The following is a 19138-nucleotide window of genomic DNA, read 5'->3' on the forward strand; positions in this document are numbered from 1 at the left end:
CCAAATCGGTGGGGAATTGAACGAACTAATTTCGCTAACCAATGGTGTAAATCGCACAAGACGCGTCGCTTGGCGACGAATGCATTTTGTTATAAAGTATCAAAATCTCAGCCAAAGGAAGACGACGATGAAAATCCAGCTGTCGCTGCTGTTTCTCAGCCTGTTGGCCGGCAAGGCCGCGGCGTTTCAGTCAAAAGTGCCCGAACCGCGCCCGGAACAGGCGCGCGCGGCGGAACAAAACATCGAAAATCTGTTTTACGGCTTTCACGCCATGGACGCCCAGCCGGTGAACATCGGCAGCTGCGCGGCAGTGCCGGTAGCGGGATGTCAATGCGCATTCTGCACCCAGCTGCGGCAGGCCGGGCGTTGAGCCGCTCTCCCTTATTCAACCCAGCTCATACTGCACATTCAACTGCCCTTTCTTCATCTTTATGCCGGTGATCGCGATCGCGCCCACCTCGCCCAGCGCGGCGACATGGGTGCCGCCACAGCCGTAGGCGGGCAGCTCGCCGAAACCGATCTGGCGCAAACCGGCCACCGCCTGTTGGCGGCGCGGTAAATCGGCAGCAATCAAGCGCGCCAGCTCCGCCTGCAAAAAGTCCGCTTCTATCGTCTGTGCATCCGGTCCCGGCGCGAAAGTGATGCGCCCTTCCCCCGGCCAATGATGCGCCTTGACCGGCCGCCACCCCCGGGTTTCCCCCAGCCAGCCGATCAGATGCCCGCCGGAGTGCCAACGGGCGTGCAGCCGACGCTGCGCTTCATCGATTTGCATCGTGACCGGCCCGATCGGCAGCGGCGCGGCGGTAAAGTGCACCACGGAATCCCCCTGCTGTTGCACTCGCAGCACGGCGACGCCGTCTAACGCTCCCACATCGGACGGCTGGCCGCCGCCCTGCGGGTGGAACAGCGTGGCGTCCAGCTCCACGGCGTAAGCGCCCGCCTCGGCCGGCGCGCAGCTCAACACCTGTGCCTGGCCCTGTAAATCGTCGCTGTAGTAATAACGTCGTTCGGTCATCATTTTTCTCCTCGGTTCGAAGAGCCATTATATTCATGTCATAATCGGAGCATAATCCGCCGCCATCACAATGGACCTTTGCGTCATGAGCACAAATCTTTCTTACGCGCTGTTGCCCGAAATGGCCATTTTCGTTCAGGTGGTAGAGAGCGGCAGTTTTTCTGCCGCCGCCCGCAAGCTGGGCACTTCGCCTTCCGCCGTCAGCCGCAGCGTGGCGAAGCTCGAGCAGGCGCTGGCGCTGCAGCTGCTGCACCGCACCACCCGCAAACTGCGGCTGAGCGAAAGCGGCGAAGAGGCGTTTGCGCACTGCCGCACCCTGCTAGCGGCGGCCGACGCGGTCATGGCGATCGGCGGGCGCGGCGCCGTGGAGCCCGAAGGGCTGGTCAGCGTCAGCGTACCCAAAGCGGTGGGCCGCTTTGTGCTGCATCCGCACATGCCGGAGTTCCTGCGCCGCTACCCAAAGGTGGACGTGAGGCTGCGGCTGGAAGATCGCTACATGGATTTGATCGACGATCGGGTGGATCTGGCGCTGCGCATTACCGATCGCCCGTCGCCCGGGTTGATCGGCCGCCAGTTGATGAGAATAGACCATCTGCTGTGCGCCACGCCGCACTACCTGGCGCAGCACGGCACGCCGCAGCACCCGCACGATCTGGCGGCGCACAGCTGCATCTATCTGGGAGAGACGCCGAGCGATGCGCAATGGAAGTTCCGCCGCAGCGGCAAAACCGTGACGGTCAACGTGCGCGGCCGCTACGCCGCCAACCACACCGGCGTGCGGCTGGACGCGGTGAAACGGCATATCGGCATCGGCAGCCTGCCGTATTTTACCGCCCGCCAGGCGCTTGACGGCGGCGAGATCGTGCAGGTATTGCCGGAATGGGATTTCCTCAGCAGCTATCACGGCGGCCTGTGGTTGCTTTACGCGCCCAACCAGTATCTGCCGCCCAAACTGCGGGTGTTTATCGACTATCTCGTCGCCTGCCTGGCGCAGGAGCCGCAGTTAAAGCGCCTTGCGTAGCGTGATGTTGATGCGGTGCGGCCCCACCAGCGAGTGGTAGCCTTCCTTGACCGGCAGAATGCCGTGAAAACAGAGCCGCGATGGGCCGCCCCACACCACCACGTCGCCGTGCGCCAATGGGATGCGCTGCGCCCGGTCGCTGCGTTGCAGGCCGCCGAACTGAAACACCGCCGGCAGCCCGAGCGACACCGAGACGATCGGCGCACCGAAGTCGTGTTCGTCTTTATCCTGATGCAGCGACAGCTTGCTGCCCGGATCGTAACGGTTCATCAGGCAAGAGTCCGGTACGAAGGGGCCAAAGCCCGCCAGCTGCGCGGCTTCGTCCGCCAGCGCCATCAGGATGGGCGGAATAGCCGGCCAGCGTTTGCCGCTGCGCGCGTCGCGTTCCGAATAGCGGTAGCCGCGGCTGTCGCTGGTCCAGCCGTTGCCGCACCAGCTCATCGCCACCGACATCACGTGCCCGCCGGGCGTGGTCAAGTGCTGCCACGGCACCTGGGCCACCACGCCCTGCACCGCCGCCAGCAGTTCCGGCCCGTGATCGCGCACAAAACCGTGCATCACCACCGCGCCGGGGGCGATCTCTTCGCGCCACGGCGGCGGCAGCGCGTCTTCAAAAAGATCGATTGTCATCGCCATATCCTGTATGAATACACAGTAGTCATTGTAACCCGCCGCCGCCGATTGTCCAGCGCCCGGCAACGCCATTGTCGTTGGCGGCAAATTTCTCTACAGTAGCCGCCATAAAATCAATCACTCACCAGGAATGCGTGTGATTAAGGGCATCACTCTTTCGGTCGTCGCCTCCATCTTGTTCGGCGCGATGTATTACTTCACCTCTACCCTCACCCCGCTGAACGGCGAACAGGTCTACGGCTGGCGCACGCTGCTGACGCTGCCGTTCCTGACGCTGTTCATGGCGCTGTCCGGCGATTGGCGCAGGGTGAGCGACACGCTGGTCGGGATCGGCCAACGGCCGCAACGCCTGCTGGGGCTGCTGCTCACCTCGGCGCTGCTGGGGGTGCAGCTGTGGCTGTTCCTGTGGGCGCCGCTGCACGGCAAGGCGCTCGACGTATCGCTCGGCTATTTTCTGCTGCCGCTGACCATGGTGCTGGCGGGCCGTTTGATCTACCGCGATCGGCTGTCGCTGCTGCAAAAGCTGGCGGTGGCGTGCGCCATGGTGGGGGTGGGCAATGAGCTGTATCAGGCGGGCGGCGTATCATGGCCGACGCTGGTGGTGGCGCTGGGCTATCCGCTCTACTTTATTTTGCGGCGGCGTTTCGGCACCGATAATCTCGGCGGGCTGTGGTGCGAGCTGGCGCTGATGCTGCCGGCGGCGGCCTGGTTCGCCTTCGGCGACGGCGGCGCGGCGGCGCTGTCGATCAATGCCGAGCTGTATTGGCGCATTCCGCTACTCGGCGTCATCAGCGCCGTGGCATTGGTGTGTTATATCCTCGCCAGCCGCCTGCTGCCGTTCAGCCTGTTCGGCCTGCTGAGCTATGTGGAACCGGTGCTGCTGGTGATCGTCGCGCTGCTGCTCGGCGAGAGCATCAGCCAAAGCGAATGGCCAACCTATCTGGCGATCTGGCTGGCGGTGCTGCTGCTGGCGGCGGAAGGCGCGCAGCACCTGCTGCGCCGCCAGCGGGTCTGACTCAGGCGGCCAGCGTGGCGCCGCCGTCGATCACGATGTCCTGCATGGTGATGTGGCTGGCCAGGTCGGAGGCCAGGAACAACACCGCGTTGGCGATCTCGTCCGGGCGAGCGATTTTACCCAGCGGGATCCCCAGCTTGAACATCTCGGGGAAGCCGGCGATGGTGCGTTGCTGTGCATCGTCGGTTTGCCACATGCCGCGCTGCATCGGCGTGTCGGTCGAGCCCGGCGACACCAGATTGCACCGCACGCCGAACGGCGCCATTTCCAGCCCCACGCAGTGGTTCAGGCTGGTCAGCGCCGCCTTGGAAGCGCAGTAGGCCGCCATCTGCGCGCGCGGTACGTGCGCGGCGTTGGAGCCGATGCTGACGATCGCCCCGCTGCGCTGCGCCTTGAAGTGCGGCAGCACGGCACGGAACAGGTAAAACGCCCCCGAGGCATTGACGTTGATGCACTGATGCCAGTCATCCACGCTCAGATCTTCGGTATTGCCCATGCGCAGAATGCCGGCGGCGTTGACCAACACGTCCAGTTGCGGGTTCTCCGCCAGCTGTTGGCGGCACACCGCCTCCACCTGCTCCGGCCGGCTGATGTCCAGCGTCACGCAAGGGTAAGGCAAATCCGGGTTGGCGAACTCGCGGTCAAACCCCACCACCTCGGCGCCCTGCGTCAAAAAATGCCGGGTGATCTGCTCGCCGATGCCGCGCGCCGCGCCGGTCACCCACACGCGTTTGCCGGTGAAATCCATCTGAATGCTCATGCGCGCACCGCCATCCGGGCGCACAGCCGGGTCATATTGTTGTTCATCGTTGTCTCCTGCGAAAAGGATAGGATGCGGCGCGCGCTGCGCCGCAAAGTGGCCCTACAGCGCGCCGCTGTTCAGGCCGAAAGCGTTGAGCATGGTGCCCAGTTTGGCGGCGGTTTCCAGCCACTCGGACTGCGGCGTCGAGGCGGCGACGATACCCGCGCCGGCGAACAGCCGCACCCGGTTGCCGCGCAGCAGGCCGCTGCGGATGACGATCGCCCACTCGCCGTCGCCGTTGGCGTCGCACCAGCCGACGATGCCGCTGAACAGGCCGCGATCGTGCGGTTCCAGATCGGCGATCAGTTGGCGGGCGCTCTCGGTCGGGAAGCCGCACAGCGCCGGCGTCGGATGCAGCAGACAGGCCAGCTGCATCACGTTGAGATTCGGGTTCAGCAGCTCGCCGCAAATGCGGGTGGACAAATGCCACATGGTGCCGGTACTGAGCAGCGACGGGCCGCTGGGCACGCTCAGGCTGGCGCACAGCGGCGCCAGGTGCCGACGGATGTCGTCGATCACCAGCTTGTGTTCGTATTTGTCTTTGGTCGAGCGCATCAGGCGCTCGCTGCCGAGGCGATCCTGTTGCGGATCGTCCTGACGGCGCGCCGAGCCCGCCAGCGGGTTGGTGTGGATCTCGCCGCCCTGCTTGCGGATCAGCAGCTCCGGGCTGGCGCCGATCAGCACGCCGCCATCGGCCAGCGGCAGGGAAAAGTGATAACCGGTCGGGTTCTGCACCATCAGGTTATTGAGGATCTGGTGGCCCGCCACCGGCTGCTCCAGCTCGATGTCGAGGATGCGCGACAGCACCGCCTTGTCCAGCTTGCCTTGTTTAAAACGGCTGACCGCTTCCGCCACCGCGTGCTTGAAGCGCGGTTCGTCCGGAATGCTGGTGCAGGCGGCCAGGCGATGCGGCTGTTGCAGCATCGGGCGCGCGGCGCGGGTAAAGCTGTCGTTGGCGACAAACTGGCAGTTTTCAGGCACGTACAGGCAGGAAGGCCGGCGCGTATCGAACGGAATGGCGCCCACCACCACCGGCGTCTCTTGGCCGGCGGCTTTGGCGCGCGCCAGCGCCTGGCGAATATGCTGCGCCAGCGCGCTGCCTTCCTGCTCGCCGCCGAACGCCGGCGTTTCGATACGCTCAAACACGCCGTCGGCGGAGAGGGACCGGAATTCGGACCGGTACAAAAAGGTCGATTGTTCGGCGTACACAAACCCGGGGAAGGTTTGGTTTTCTGTCGTCAGTGTCGCCACAAGACCACTCCTTTGTTGCGCCTTACCAATGATAATGTTTATGCGAATAATTATCATTAGCCATAAAAGGAGAATAAACTACACCGGAACCCCACCGTGGGTCAATCTCCGATGAATGAATCTTTCCGCCCGCCGCGGCACATCCGCGTTACGGCGCCGCAAGAAATAACACACTGTTATTATTATGTTTTAGCAAAAAATAAAAGTCGTGACATCGTCACCTTCACGCCAAAAACGCCCGTTAAACCGGCGGCCGGCGGGGCAATTTGGCGTCAAGGTCTTAAGCAACGCTAATACAAACGTCTGCCGCTGCGTATCCACGGCGACCATGCGCGCATCGAGAAAATCGAAGTAACAGCGCACCTGCGGATAAAGCGCCTTGAACAGGCTCTCTTTGGCGGAAAACGTCAGCGTCAGCAGTTCGTTGAACGGCAGCGCCTCGCGCAGTAACGCCTCGCGCTCCCCCGCCGAAACGATCGCCCCCCACAGCTCCTCCGCCCGCACGTCGGAGAGCAGCGTCTCCACATCCAACCCAACGCCACCCAGCCCGCTCTCGCGGTGTACGGCGCACAACGCGGTATCCGAATTATGGCTCAGCGCCCCGGCGATACCCGGCGGCCACTGCGGCGCGCGATCTTCGCCGCGCGCCAGGGTGAAATCGGCAAAACCGAGCGGCGCCAACAGTTGCCGCGCCAGAACACGCCCGGCCAGATACTCCGCACGGCGCTTCGGCACCGCACGCGCCAGATGATCCGGCAGCGCAAAGCCTGCCTCGGAAAAACGCTCGTCGCGATACTCCGCCAGCGCAAAATGGCAGCGCGCCACCTGGCCCGGATAGCCGTCCGGCGTGAAAAATTCGATATTGCGGATAAAAGTGGGCAACGGCGATATCCATGATAAGCAGGCAGGCTGATGATGTTAGCCCCCGAACCGGCCTGCAACAATGACCCTGGGCAAAATAAATGGCGTTAAGGCCGGCATGGCGGCGCGTTAGCCGGGATGGGGAGAAACCTCTCCCCCGCGATCGGAAGAGAGGCCGGGCATTACAAGATGCCTTTCATGGTCTTTTCGAAATCGCTCCAGGCACAGAAACCGTCTTTGTCGATCGGGCAGCCTTTCAGCGCCAGCGTCACGCGCTGCGGCGGGGTTTGCAGCGTCAGCGGCGTCGCCTTGCGCAGCTGTTCGGTGGACTGATAGACGTACTCAATCTTCAGCAATTCACGGTCGTTCTGCGCGTCGCGCCAGCGCTGGAACACCAGTTTGCCGCCGATCGGCGTTTTCTCGTACTGCTGCGGCAGCTGATACGGCTGGAACTGCATGGCCGACAGCAGCGAGGCGATATTGGAGTCGTGGCCGACCAACACCGTCAACTTCGGCGCGTCCGGTTTGCGCTCGCCCAGCAGCGCGTTGTTGATGTAGGTCAGCAGCGGTTTGGCGACGTTTTGCGCCACCACCGGCGAGGTGAACAGCGAATCCTGATAGCCGTCTTTCAACTGCGCCAGCTGCTGCCACTGATGCGGGGTGGCGATTTTGCCCCAGGCCACCTCTTTCATCGGGAAACCTTCGTAATACTGCAGCATAAAGGCGTCCACCAGCGAGTTGCCCACCCGCAGCGGGCCGGAGACGCCCGGCTCTTTGCCCGGCACCGCGCTCATCACGCTGGCTTCTTTGGTCAGGTCACAGTGTTTGTCGGTCTTGCAGGCGGCGGAATCCTTGTAGTCGATGATCTTCGCCAGCTGTTGGTAAGAGGCGTCCAGCTTCAGCGATCCCAGCGCGGCGTTCATCGCCGCCAGCGCCTGCTGGTTGAAGGCTTCGCTGGTATCAGTGATGATCGGGTTGAAGGTCGGATCCATCTCGCCCATCTTGTCCTGATGATGCACGCTGACGTCGCAGCCAGGGAACGCACCGTTGCTGAAGAACTGCGCGGTGGCCACCGTGCGCTGCAGGCTGTTGGCGTAGACGTACACGCTGCCGGCGGTCGGGCAGCCCTCTTGCGGCAACAGGCCGGTCTGCTTCAGCCAGGCGTTGAAGTAGTGCCCCATATACACTTCCAGCACCCCGCCCTTGGTGGTCAGTTGGCCGCCCGGCGTTTCCCAGGCCGGCCAAGCCTTCGGCGTGGACTGCGCCAGCACGCTGCCGTTGTTGGCCAGCGGCGCGCGCAGGTTATGGCGGCTCATCACCAGCACCTGTTCCAATTGATAACCGCCGGCGTCCGCCAGCGCGTTCCCGGTGAATAACAAAGGCAGGCACAGCAATAACGTTTTTTTTCTCATCCGCAGAGGCTCCCGGAAAATGATTATTTTTAAGGTGTTAGCGTTTGCCTGCGTATGATGGCGGGGTTAGTGTGACAAGTGTGTGACAGGGTTCACGGGAAAGGATCGTAACCGCGGCCACCGGGCGGTGGCCGCGTGGCTTCAACTCAGTACCACAGGCTCATGATCGGCCAGCCGATCAGCAGCAGCGCGGCGATGTACACCACGCCGAGAATGCCGCCCAGGCGCCAGTAGTCTTTCGATTTCACGTAACCACAGCCGTAGATGATCACCCCCGGCCCGGTGGCGTACGGCGTCAGCACGCCCATGATACCGATCGACAGCACCAGCAGCATCGACAGCTGTTCCATCGGCACGCCCGGCAGCCCTTTGCCGACCGCCAGGATCACCGGCAGCATGGTGGCGGTATGCGCCGACAGGCTGGCGAACAGATAGTGGGCGAAGTAGAACACCAGCACCAGCGCCACCACCGTCATGTTCGGCGAGAAGCCGTCCAGGTGGGTGCTCATGGTCTGGGCGAACCAGTCGATAAAGCCGGAGCGCGTTAGGCCGTTGGCCATCACCACCAGCGTCGCCAGGTTAACCAGCGTGTTCCAGGCGCTGGAGTATTTGGTGATCTCTTTCCACGACACCACGTGCAGCGCCAGCATCAGCGACACCGCCAGCAGGCATACCGCGGTGGCGTCCAGCATTTTGCCGCCGAACACCCACAGACACAGGCTGAGCAGCACCAGGCCGATCAGGGTGTACTCCTTGCGCGTCAGCTTGCCCATTTCCCCCAGCGCGGTATCCGCCCAGGCGGCCACTTCGCTGCTGTGGGTCACGCCCGGTTTGTACAGGTAGTAGGAGATCAGCGGCGCGATGATCAGCAGCAGCAGGCCGACCGGCAGGAACGCCAGGAACCACTGCATCCAGCTGATGTGCACCCCGGCAATCTTGCCGACGAACTCGATGCCCAAAACGTTCGGCGCGGCGCCGGTGACGAACATCGAGGAGCTGATGCTGGTGCCGACCACCATCATCCACATCAGGTAACCGCCGATGCGGCGCGAGGAGGGGTCGTTAGGGAAAGAATCGAACAGCGGCGGCAGGTTTTTCACCACCGGGAACACCGTGCCGCCGGTGCGCGCGGTGTTGGACGGCGTGAACGGCGCCAGCAGGATATCGATGATCACCACCGCATAGCCCAGCGTCAGCGTGCGCTTGCCCATGAACTTCACCAGGAACAGCGCAATGCGCCGCCCCAGCCCGGTGGCCTCGTAGCCCAGCGCGAAGATAAAGGCGCCGAACACCAGCCAGACGGTGGTGCTGGAGAAGCCCGCCAGCCCCCATTTCAGCGCCTCTTTACCGGCCTTGAAGCCCGGCTCCGCCAGCTCCTGCGCGCCGAACAGCACCCAGTTGGCGCTGAGCACGCTGACGGTCACCGCAATAAAGCTGATGGCGGTGGCCGGGATCGGCTCCAAAATCATGCCGACGATCATCGCCACGAAGATGGCGAAGTAGTGCCAGGCCTGCGGCGGCATGCCGTCGGGCACCGGTATCAATAACAGGATCGCGAGCACCGCCAGCGGCGCTATCGCTTTCCAGATCTTTTCCTGGGTTTGGGACATTGGGACTCTCCTGAAGGCTTGGTTATTATTCTTGGGCACCCAGCTGCGCCAGCAGCCAGGTCACTATCAACAGGTCGGCGCTGCCGCCGGGGCTGAGGTTACGGGCGATGCAGTCGGCATCGAAGCGTTGCAGGCGCGCCAGGCCCGCCTCCCCGGCCGAGCCGCCCTGCGCCAGCAGCCAGGCCGCCCGGCGCCGCAACCAGCGCAGCCCGTGCAGGCCGCCGCGCGAGGCGACGTTGGTGTCGTCGTTGTGGGCCATCAGCCACAGCAGGCTGTCCAGCAGCGCCCGCTGTTCGTCGCCATCGGCGGCCAGCCGTTGCCGATACAGCGGCAGCGCGCCGTCAATGACCAGCCGGAAACCCGCCTCCGCCTCGCCGCGTGCGCCGCTCAGCCCGTGCGCGGCGAACAGCCGCTGGCCGGCGGTCTGCCCGGCGTTGTTGCGCCGCAGCTCACGCTCCACCAGCCCCCTGCACATCGCCGCCACCTCGGCGCACAGCGCCTCCGCGCCGATGGCTTGCCCTTGCTGCTGCAGGCGGCCGAAGGCGGTGCACAGCAACCCGAGTGAGAACACGCTGCCCTTGTGGGTGTTAATGCCGCCGGTGGCGCGAAACATCTGGTTTTCGCAGGCCATGCCGAGCGGCCGCAGCCGCGCCAGCTGCTGCTCTGCCGGCAAAGCCGCGTCTTCCCGTCCGCGTTGGATAAAGCGCGGCAGCCACACGCCGATGGCGCGGGCGCTGCGGTAGAAATGCCCAAGATCCATGTCGCGGTGAGCGCCGGTGTTATGGCGATCCACCAGCCCCGGTTTGGGCGTGAGGTTGACCTCCACCAGCAGCGCGCGGAAAGCGGCGCGGGCGAAGCCGCAGGCCGGCTCGGTGTGACGGGCGGGTGGATTAATCGGCAGAGATCGCATCGTTGAACATCCTTTCCATTTCTTGCAGCAGCAGCTCGCTGCTATGCCGCCGCTGGCGGGCGCAGATCTTGGCCGGTTGGCCGCACAACAGGCAGCGCCGTTCCGGCAGGCCGATGTCGCGGCGCGACAAAATGCGCCCCTGCGTATCCAGCACGTCGATATCCCACAGTCGGCCGATCGGGCGGCTCACCTCCAACTGCATGGCGCAGTCTTTCACCCGCTGGGCATCGGCGCGCAGAGCCACAAACCCTTCGCAACCGGTGGCGAGCGCCAGCGCCTCGGCCTGCGGGCTGGGCCAACCCTGTTCGGCGCACAGCCGCAGCAGCGCCGCCCACCCCAGGTTAAAGATGCCGCGCGTCAACGCGCTGTCCTTCACCGGACCGGGCACCACCAGCGTCAGCACCAGCAGCGTGCACTCGTGCTGCGCCAGCCACGCCTGCTGGCGCGCCTGGCGGCATTCGCGGCTGGTGAGCAGCTCCGGCAGGCTGACCGCACGTTCGGCGGCCAGTTGGGGATCGACGGCGGCCATCGTTTACTCCGCCACCTGATGCACCACGTCGATCACCGAGCCGTCGCGGTAGCGCACCACCGCCACCACCTTGTCGGTAAAGGCGATCGGCTGCGGTTCGCCGGTCAGCTGCAGCGCACGGGCGCGCAGCCAGTCGATGCTCACCACCTCGAGGCCGGCCTCCCGCAGGCGCTGCGCCAGCTCCGGCCGCGCCGGGTTGACGGCGATGCCGTGGTCGGTCACCAGAATGTCGATGCTGGAGCCCGGCGTGACGCAGGTAGTCACCTGCTCCACCAGCGTCGGGATGCGCCCGCGCACCAACGGCGCAACGATGATCGCCAGCCGCGCGGCGGCGGCGGTGTCGCAGTGGCCGCCGGATGCGCCGCGCAGCACGCCGTCGGAGCCGGTTAGCACGTTAACGTTGAAGCCGGTGTCGATTTCCAGCGCGCTCAGCACCACCACGTCGAGCCGATCGACCGACGCGCCCTTGGAGCTGAAGTTGGCGTACTGGTTGGCGCTGATTTCGATATGGCGCGGGTTGCGCGCCAGCGAGATCGCCGCCGCCCGATCGAAGCTCTGCACGTCCAGCAGCTTGCCGATCAGCCCTTTCTCGTGCAGATCCACCATGGTCGAAGTGATGCCGCCGAGGGCGAACGCGGCGCGAATGCCACGGGCGCGCATCTTGTCCTCCAGGAACCGGGTCACCGCCAACGAGGCGCCGCCGGTGCCGGTTTGCAGCGAGAACCCTTCGGTGAAGTAGCCGGAACCGGCGATCACCTCGGCGGCGCGGCGGGCGATCAGCAGCTCGCGCGGGTTCGAGGTCATGCGCGTGGCGTCGGCACCGATCTTGTCGGCATCGCCCACCCGCTCCAACTGCACGATCAGATCCACCCGATCCTGCGCCAGGCTGGCGGGATGATGCGGATACGGCACCAGCTGCTCGGTCAGCAACACCACGGTGCCCGCCGCCTCGGCGTCCACCCGCGCATAGCCGAGCGAGCCGCAGCAGGCTTCACCGCTGTAGCCGTTGGCGTTGCCGAACTCATCGCAGGCCGGCACGCCGAGGAAGGCCACGTCTATCTTCAGCTCGCCGGATTCGATCAGGTTGACCCGGCCGCCGTGCGAGTGAATTTGCACCGGTTCCGCCAGCAGGCCGCGCGAAACCGCGTCCGCCAGCGGGCCGCGCAGCCCGGAGGTGTAAATGCGGCTCACCACGCCGTGGCGGATATGCTCAACCAGCGGCGCATGGCAGTCGGTCAGCGAGCTGGAGGCCAGCGTCAGGTTGCGGAACCCCATCGCCGCCAGCGTCTCCATCACCTGATTGAGGGTCAAATCGCCGCCGCGAAACGCATGGTGGAAGGAGATGGTCATGCCGTCCTGCAGCCCGCTGCGGCGCACCGCTTCCTGCAAGGAATCGCACAGCTTGAGATCGCGCGGTTTGCGCGCCTGCAGGTTGGCTTTGGACACGTCCTGATAGCCCGGCAGATCCGCCGGGTTGGCGAAGGTCATCAATCGTTGTTGGCGGTTCATCATGCTTCCTCCCCGTGCTGCGCCGGTTCTTCCCGCAAGCCGGACAGCGCGGCGCGCTCCAGCACCAGCCGGGCGCGTTCAATCACCGGGCTGTCGACCATTTTTCCGTTGAGCGACACCACGCCGCGCCCTTCCCGCTCCGCTGCTTCAGCGGCGTCCACCACCCGCTGCGCGTGCGCCACCTCTTTGGCGGTCGGCGCGTACAGGTTGTGCAGCAGCTCAATCTGGCGCGGGTTGATCAGCGATTTGCCGTCGAAGCCGAGCTGTTTGATCAGCGCCGCTTCCTGCAGGAAGCCGGCCTCGTTGTTGGCGTCGGAATACACGGTGTCGAACGCCTGAATGCCGGCGGCGCGCGCCGCCTGCAGCAGCGAGCAGCGGGCGAACAGCAGCTCGATGCCCTCCGGCGAGCGTTCGGTGCGCAGGTTGCGCACATAGTCTTCCGCCCCCAGCGCGATGCCGATAAGGCGCGGCGAAGCGTGCGCGATCGCCACCGCGTGGGTGATGCCCTGCGCCGATTCGATCGCCGCCAGCAGCCCGGTGCTGCCGACCGGCCGGCCGCAGGCCGCTTCGATGGCGGCAATCTCGCGCTCCATGTCGACCACGTCCTGCGCGCTGTCGGTCTTCGGCAGGCGCACGATGTCCGCGCCGCCGCGTACCACGGCCTGCAGGTCCGCCAGGCCGTAGGCGGAGTCGAGCGCATTGACGCGCACGATGGTTTCCACCTCCTGATACAGCGGATGCTGCAGCGCGTGGTACACCAGCCGGCGCGCCGCGTCTTTTTCACGCAGGATCACCGAGTCTTCCAGATCGAACATCAGGGCGTCGGCCTGGTAGATAAAGGCGTTGCTGACCATCGCCGCGTTGGCGCCGGGAACGAACAGCATGCTGCGGCGCAGCCGGGTTTTATTCAGCGTTTTCATCTTTCGCCTCCCACGGCAGTTGGCCGCCCTCGCAGGCGCGCATCAGCGCGGTTTCCAGCCGGGCGCGCAGCACGCAGTCCAGCGCCCCCTTGTCGTCGACGATCACCTGCACCGGCTCCACCTCATAGCGCTGCAGCACCTCCAGCAGGGTGCGGCGGATCGCCGTGCCGAACTGTTTTTCCACGCTGCTGGCGATCAACAGATCGTGCTGCGGCCCCTCGGCGGGCGCGATGCGCACCATGACATCGCTGGATTCCAGCGTGCCGGCCATTGCTTCTCGGATAATTTTCATCATTCACCTGATTGTGCGGACTCAAAAGGATGCGGGGCCGCCTTGGCCCGGCGCTGCGTTTGCAGATCCTGCAGGTAGTACAGGGTGTCCGGCGGCACCAGCGGCGCGGCGGCGTGGAAGTCCCCCGCCGCCAGCAGCTTGCGCACCCAGGAGGCGGAGATCGCCGTGCCCTGATATTGCAAACGCTCGATTTCCACCAGCGCGATCGGCGGGCTGGGCAGCGCCGGCGTTTCCAGCCAGTAGCGCATGTCGCGGTTGTATTTCGCGGTCACCGCGCAGAACGGCTCGTTGCCGACAAAGCGGTGGGTAATGCCCAGCGCGGGCGCCAGATACTGGCGGAAGATCTTCAGATCGATTTCGGTGTAACAGTCGTCGGCCACGCCCTGATCCTTGATGAAGTAACAGGGGAAGGTGGCGCGCGAGATCACGTACTGCGAGCCTTCGTGTACCGTGAGGTTGGGAATATCGGCGGTGCCGGCCAGCACCAGCCGGCGCCGGTCTTCATAGCTGAAGCGCGAGGTGTTTTCCTTTACCAGAAACAGGTGCAGCCAGTCGCAGCGTTTGGCCGCCTGACGCACCAGATACTGATGCCCGCGGGTGAAGGGGTTGGCGTTCATCACGATGCTGCCGATGGTATCGCCCGGCCGACGTTGGCTCGCCAGTTGGGCGGCGTAGCGCTTCAGGCGGCACGGGCTGTTTTCCATCAGCACCACGATGCCCGGCACGGTGGCGATCGGGTAGAAACCGCACTGGCGGAACAGCGGCTCGTTCTGCACCTTGGTGTAGATAAACAGCTGAGTGTGATGGCGCTCGTAGGCCAGGTTCACCAGCTCGGTCGCCAGCGCCAGCGCCAACCCTTCGCCGCGCATCAGCGGGCTGATGGCGACGCATTTGATAATATTGTCGGCGATGCCGCCGCAGGCGACCAATTTGTCGTGCTGGGTAACGGTAATAAATATTTCAACCGTGGTGTCGATATTCAGATCGTTACTGCGCAAGAATGCGCTTATTTCCGAAATCGCTTTATGATCCGATCGCTTTACCCGATTAAATACGGCATCGCCTAACATAACACGCTCTCTGGGTTAACTAGCAAACAACAAGTTAAATACAAAAAGGCATTTTAATTAACATCAATAAGGATAATTAAAACCTTAAAAACCATGGAGATAAACGCCGCTTCGCGTTCGATAAAGCAATGGTAAACAGAAAAAAAACGCCGATTATTGACCTATTTCACAAACCGTTCCCGGTTAATAAGTTATTTAATGTTCTTTATTTGCTTAATTAATCTTATGGTGTTTATTATTGAGATAATCTTTATTTGGCGCCGCAGTTTACTTACATTCATTTAGCATCTTGATTGCAATAGTAGGTTTCATTATGGAATGGCTGAACATCCTGATCGTTGAAGACGAAACGCCGCTGGCGGAAATGCACGCGGAGTTTATCCGCCAGAACGGCGGCTGCCGCCAGATTTGGCTGGCCGGCACCCTGGCGCAGGCGCGCGCCATGACCGAGCGCTTCAAGCCGGACCTGATTCTGCTGGACAACTTTCTGCCGGACGGCCAGGGCATCACCCTGCTGCGCGAACTGACGCTGAGCGGGTATCGCGGCGGCATCGTGTTCATCACCGCCGCCAGCGACATGGCCACCGTGGCCGAGGCGTTGCGTTACGGCGTGTTCGACTACCTGATCAAACCGCTGGCCTATGACCGGCTGAGCCAGACCCTGCAGCGCTTCAGCCAACGCCGCGAAGCGCTGAAGGACAAAGCGCGCCTCAACCAGCGCCGCATCGACGAGATGTTCAACACCTATGCCCGCGGCGAGCAGCAGGCGGCGCTGCCCGCCGGCATCGACGAGCTGACGCTGGGCAAGGTCCGCGCGCTGTTTGCCGAACCCGCCGCGCGCCACACCGCTGAAAGCGTTGCGCAAAAAATGGGGCTCAGCCGCACCACCGCGCGCCGTTATCTGGAGTTTTGCACCGCCGCGCAGCAGCTGCGCGCCGAGATCATTTACGGCAAGGTCGGCCGTCCGCAGCGGATCTACCGCGCCGGCGAACCGCATTAACGGTTATTTGATCGCCCTTGCAAGGTTGCGTGTAACCGCTTTACTTTTTATGCGCCGGTCAGCATCTTGGTGAGCATCACCTAGCCGACAGGACGATCGCCGATGCCCGCTGCGCCCCTTGCTTCCCTGACCGAGATCCTCGCCCGCCGTGACTGGCAAAACCCGGCCTGCACCCACTACCGCCGGCTGGACGCTCACCCGCCGTTCGCCAGCTGGCGCACGGTGGAAGACGCGCGCGACGATGCCCCCAGCGCCAGCCGCCGGTCGCTGAACGGCGAGTGGCGCTTCAGCTATTTCCCGCGCCCAGAGGCGGCACTGGAAGGCTGGCTGCAGCAGGATCTGCCGGACGCCGCCCCGCTGACGGTGCCAGGCAACTGGCAGCTCGCCGGCTACGATGCGCCGATCTACACCAACGTGCGCTACCCGTTCCCGGTCGATCCGCCGCGCGTGCCGGAAGACAACCCGACCGGCTGCTACTCGCGCACCTTCAGCGTCGATCCGGCCTGGCTGGCCGCCGGCCAGACGCGCGTTATCTTCGACGGCGTCAACTCGGCGTTCTATTTATGGTGCAACGGCCACTGGGTCGGCTATTCGCAGGACAGCCGCCTGCCGGCGGAGTTCGATCTCAGCCCGTGGCTGCGGCCGGGTGAAAACCGGCTGGCGGTGATGGTGCTGCGCTGGTGCGACGGCAGCTATCTGGAAGATCAGGACATGTGGCGCATGAGCGGCATCTTCCGCGACGTCAGCCTGCTGCACAAACCCGCCGCGCACCTGAGCGATGTGCGCATCACCACGCCGCTGCATGACAGCTTTACCCGCGGCGAACTGGTGGTGACGGCGCGCGCCAACCGGCCCGGCCCGCTGCAGGTGCAGGTTCAGCTGTGGCGCGATGGCGCGCGGGTGGCCGAACGCACCCAGCCGCTCGGCAGCGAGATCGTGGACGAGCGCGGCGCCTATGACGATCGCGCCACGCTGCGCCTGCCGGTGGAACGCCCGGCGCTGTGGAGCGCCGAAACGCCCGCGCTGTATCGCGCCACCGTCGCCCTGCTCTCGCCCGAGGGGGAGATTATCGAGGTGGAGGCCTATGACGTCGGCTTCCGTCAGGTAGAAATCAGCGGCGGGTTGCTGAAGCTCAACGGACAGCCGCTGCTGATCCGCGGCGTTAACCGCCACGAGCATCATCCGCGCCACGGCCAGGTGATGGACGAGGCGACGATGCGCCACGACATCCTGCTGATGAAGCAGCACAACTTCAACGCGGTGCGCTGCTCGCATTACCCCAATCACCCGCTGTGGTACCGGCTGTGCGACCGTTACGGGCTGTACGTGGTGGACGAAGCCAATATCGAGACCCACGGCATGCAGCCGATGAACCGGTTGGCTGACGATCCGCTGTGGCTGCCGGCGATGAGCGAGCGCGTCACCCGCATGGTGCAACGCGATCGCAACCACCCTTGCATCATTATCTGGTCGCTGGGCAACGAGTCCGGCCACGGCGTAAACCACGACGCGCTGTACCGCTGGGTGAAAAGCCAGGATCCGACCCGCCCGGTGCAATATGAAGGCGGCGGCGCCGACACCGCCGCTACCGACATCATCTGCCCGATGTATGCGCGAGTGGATCAGGATCAGCCGTTCCCGGCGGTGCCCAAATGGGCGATCGGCAAGTGGATCGGCCTACCGGAGGAACAGCGCCCGCTGATCCTGTGTGAATACGCCCATGCAATGGGCAACAGCTTCGGCGGTTTCGAGCGCTACTGGCGCGCATTCCACCACTATCCGCGCCTGCAGGGCGGCTTTGTCTGGGACTGGGTCGATCAGGCGTTGATCAAACGCGACGAGCGCGGCGAAGAGTTCTGGGCCTACGGCGGCGACTTCGGCGACACCCCCAACGATCGCCAATTCTGCCTGAACGGGCTGGTGTTCGCGGATCGCACCCCTCACCCGGCGCTGTTCGAAGCGCAGCGGGCGCAGCAGCTGTTCCGCTTCGCCTTCGACGCCGCCTCGCTGACGCTGACCGTCACCAGCGATTACCTGTTCCGCCACACCGACAACGAACAGCTCAACTGGCGGCTGGAGCTGGACGGCGTGGAGCGCGCCAGCGGCAGCTTCGATCTGGCGCTGCCGCCGCAGGGCAGCACTCGCTTCACCCTGCTCGATCGCCTGCCGATGCTGCATCAGCCCGGCGAGCTGTGGCTGAACGTGGAGGTGGTGCAGCCGCAGGCCACCGACTGGTCCGAAGCGCATCACCGCAGCGCCTGGGATCAGTGGCGGGTGCCGCGCGCGCTGCATCCCGCGCCGCCGCCGGCGCAGGGCGTGCCACCCATGCTGATTGAAGACGCTCAGGGACTGACGCTCACCCACGGCGACCAGCGCTGGCGCTTCGAGCGCAGCAGCGGCCACCTGACGCAGTGGTGGCAGAATGAGCAGCCGCAGCTGCTGACGCCGCTGCGCGACGGCTTTGCGCGCGCGCCGATCGATAACGACATCGGCGTCAGCGAAGCGGACCATATCGATCCCAACGCCTGGGTCGAACGCTGGAAGCTGGCGGGCCTGTACCGGCTGGAGGAGCGCTGCACGCGGCTGCAGGCGGATATGTTGCAAAACGGCGTGCAGGTGGTGAGCGAACACCAGTTCGGCGTGGACGGGGAGATTTTGCTGATCAGCCGCAAACAGTGGCTGTTCGACGCGCTGGGCGCGGTGAGCGCGAACGTGGAGGTCGAGGTGGCCGACGCCCTGCCGCCGCCGGCGCGCATCGGCCTGCACTGCCAACTGGCGACGGTGCAGCCGCAGGCGGAATGGCTGGGCCTGGGCCCGCACGAGAACTACCCGGATCGATGCCTGGCCGCGCAGCACGGGCGCTGGCGCCTGCCGCTGGCGGATCTGCACACGCCGTATATTTTCCCCGGCGAGAACGGCCTGCGCTGCGACACCCGCAGCCTGCGCTACGGCGGCTGGCGCATCGACGGCCGCTTCCACTTCTCGCTCAGCCGCTACGGCCTGCAACAGCTGATGGCCTGCAGCCACCAGCATCTGCTGCAGCCGGAAGCAGGCACCTGGCTGCATCTGGACGGCTTCCATATGGGGGTGGGCGGCGACGATTCCTGGAGCCCGAGCGTGCACCGGGATTACCTGCTCACCGCCGGCGTTTACCGCTATCAGCTGCGCCTGCAGCGGGCGCCCAAGGGCTAAATCTGCCAAAAAACTCAACGGGTTGCGCATTCTGTAAGCAAACAGTCACAGAATGTGTAATCCGCCTTTGACATGCCGACGGCGCCTCGCTATTAT

Annotated in this window: 18 protein-coding genes; 5 read left to right on the top strand and 13 right to left on the bottom strand. The window is 64.4% G+C overall.

Features of this window, described 5'->3' with window-relative positions:
- Positions 1-127 precede the first annotated feature (127 nt).
- A complete protein-coding gene (locus FOT55_RS21180) occupies positions 128-370 on the top strand; it encodes a hypothetical protein (RefSeq protein ID WP_025303447.1) in 243 nt (80 codons plus the stop codon).
- A gap of 15 nt (positions 371-385) precedes the next feature.
- Here FOT55_RS21180 and FOT55_RS21185 read toward each other — a convergent pair whose 3' ends face one another.
- Positions 386-1015, bottom strand: coding sequence for an alanyl-tRNA editing protein (locus FOT55_RS21185; protein WP_147824224.1), 630 nt, complete (start codon positions 1013-1015; stop codon positions 386-388).
- An 85-nt stretch (positions 1016-1100) separates the two neighbouring features.
- On the opposite strand from FOT55_RS21185, the gene FOT55_RS21190 reads away from it, so the two are divergent.
- Positions 1101-2036 (top strand): LysR family transcriptional regulator, encoded by a 936-nt coding sequence (locus tag FOT55_RS21190; RefSeq protein ID WP_147823986.1) that lies wholly within the window; start codon positions 1101-1103, stop codon positions 2034-2036.
- On the opposite strand, the gene alkB is transcribed toward FOT55_RS21190, so the two are convergent.
- Entirely contained in the window at positions 2019-2666 is a 648-nt protein-coding gene (alkB, locus tag FOT55_RS21195) for a DNA oxidative demethylase AlkB (protein WP_147823987.1), read from the bottom strand. The genes FOT55_RS21190 and alkB overlap by 18 nt on opposite strands.
- 139 nt (positions 2667-2805) lie before the next feature.
- Between alkB and rarD the strand changes: the two genes are divergently transcribed.
- Positions 2806-3684 carry an EamA family transporter RarD gene (rarD, locus tag FOT55_RS21200; protein WP_049295949.1) on the top strand — a complete coding sequence of 293 codons (879 nt, stop codon included), beginning with the start codon at positions 2806-2808 and terminating at the stop codon, positions 3682-3684.
- Between the two features lies 1 nt (position 3685).
- Here the strand turns inward: rarD and dhbA are convergent, their stop codons facing one another.
- The 11 genes from dhbA to citC all read right to left on the bottom strand — a co-directional run bounded on the left by dhbA (position 3686) and on the right by citC (position 14850).
- On the bottom strand, positions 3686-4444 hold the full coding sequence (gene dhbA / locus FOT55_RS21205) for a 2,3-dihydro-2,3-dihydroxybenzoate dehydrogenase (protein ID WP_147823988.1): 759 nt from the start codon (positions 4442-4444) through the stop codon (positions 3686-3688).
- A 102-nt stretch (positions 4445-4546) separates the two neighbouring features.
- A complete protein-coding gene (locus tag FOT55_RS21210) occupies positions 4547-5737 on the bottom strand; it encodes an isochorismate synthase (RefSeq protein ID WP_147823989.1) in 1191 nt (396 codons plus the stop codon).
- A 189-nt stretch (positions 5738-5926) separates the two neighbouring features.
- Positions 5927-6619: a 4'-phosphopantetheinyl transferase family protein gene (locus FOT55_RS21215; protein WP_147823990.1), complete on the bottom strand. Its 693-nt coding sequence runs from the start codon at positions 6617-6619 to the stop codon at positions 5927-5929.
- Positions 6620-6780: 161 nt separating this feature from the next.
- On the bottom strand, positions 6781-8010 hold the full coding sequence (agp, locus tag FOT55_RS21220; RefSeq protein ID WP_043143150.1) for a bifunctional glucose-1-phosphatase/inositol phosphatase: 1230 nt from the start codon (positions 8008-8010) through the stop codon (positions 6781-6783).
- Between the two features lie 146 nt (positions 8011-8156).
- Positions 8157-9620, bottom strand: a complete 1464-nt coding sequence (locus tag FOT55_RS21225) for an anion permease (protein WP_004940821.1) — start codon at positions 9618-9620, stop codon at positions 8157-8159.
- A 25-nt stretch (positions 9621-9645) separates the two neighbouring features.
- The gene (gene citG / locus FOT55_RS21230; protein ID WP_147823991.1) at positions 9646-10530 is read right to left on the bottom strand and encodes a triphosphoribosyl-dephospho-CoA synthase CitG; all 885 of its coding nucleotides are present in this window, start codon (positions 10528-10530) and stop codon (positions 9646-9648) included.
- Positions 10511-11059, bottom strand: a complete 549-nt coding sequence (gene citX / locus FOT55_RS21235) for a citrate lyase holo-[acyl-carrier protein] synthase (RefSeq protein WP_147823992.1) — start codon at positions 11057-11059, stop codon at positions 10511-10513. The genes citG and citX overlap by 20 nt, the downstream gene beginning before the upstream one ends.
- Positions 11060-11062: 3 nt before the next feature.
- Complete coding sequence (gene citF, locus FOT55_RS21240) at positions 11063-12568, bottom strand: citrate lyase subunit alpha (RefSeq protein WP_147824225.1); 1506 nt, start codon at positions 12566-12568, stop codon at positions 11063-11065.
- Complete coding sequence (citE, locus tag FOT55_RS21245) at positions 12568-13488, bottom strand: citrate (pro-3S)-lyase subunit beta (protein ID WP_033651847.1); 921 nt, start codon at positions 13486-13488, stop codon at positions 12568-12570. The genes citF and citE overlap by 1 nt, the downstream gene beginning before the upstream one ends.
- Positions 13472-13780 carry a citrate lyase acyl carrier protein gene (gene citD, locus FOT55_RS21250; protein ID WP_060433540.1) on the bottom strand — a complete coding sequence of 103 codons (309 nt, stop codon included), beginning with the start codon at positions 13778-13780 and terminating at the stop codon, positions 13472-13474. Before citD ends, citE begins: the two co-directional genes overlap by 17 nt.
- Positions 13780-14850 (bottom strand): [citrate (pro-3S)-lyase] ligase, encoded by a 1071-nt coding sequence (gene citC, locus FOT55_RS21255; RefSeq protein ID WP_004940809.1) that lies wholly within the window; start codon positions 14848-14850, stop codon positions 13780-13782. The genes citD and citC overlap by 1 nt, the downstream gene beginning before the upstream one ends.
- Positions 14851-15163: 313 nt before the next feature.
- Between citC and dpiA the strand changes: the two genes are divergently transcribed.
- Positions 15164-15850, top strand: a complete 687-nt coding sequence (gene dpiA, locus FOT55_RS21260) for a two-component response regulator DpiA (RefSeq protein ID WP_021505854.1) — start codon at positions 15164-15166, stop codon at positions 15848-15850.
- Positions 15851-15952: 102 nt separating this feature from the next.
- Entirely contained in the window at positions 15953-19042 is a 3090-nt protein-coding gene (locus FOT55_RS21265; RefSeq protein ID WP_147823993.1) for a beta-galactosidase, read from the top strand.
- Positions 19043-19138: the final 96 nt, after the last annotated feature.

The sequence above is a fragment of the Serratia bockelmannii genome, assembly GCF_008011855.1.
GTDB classification, from domain to species: domain Bacteria; phylum Pseudomonadota; class Gammaproteobacteria; order Enterobacterales; family Enterobacteriaceae; genus Serratia; species Serratia bockelmannii.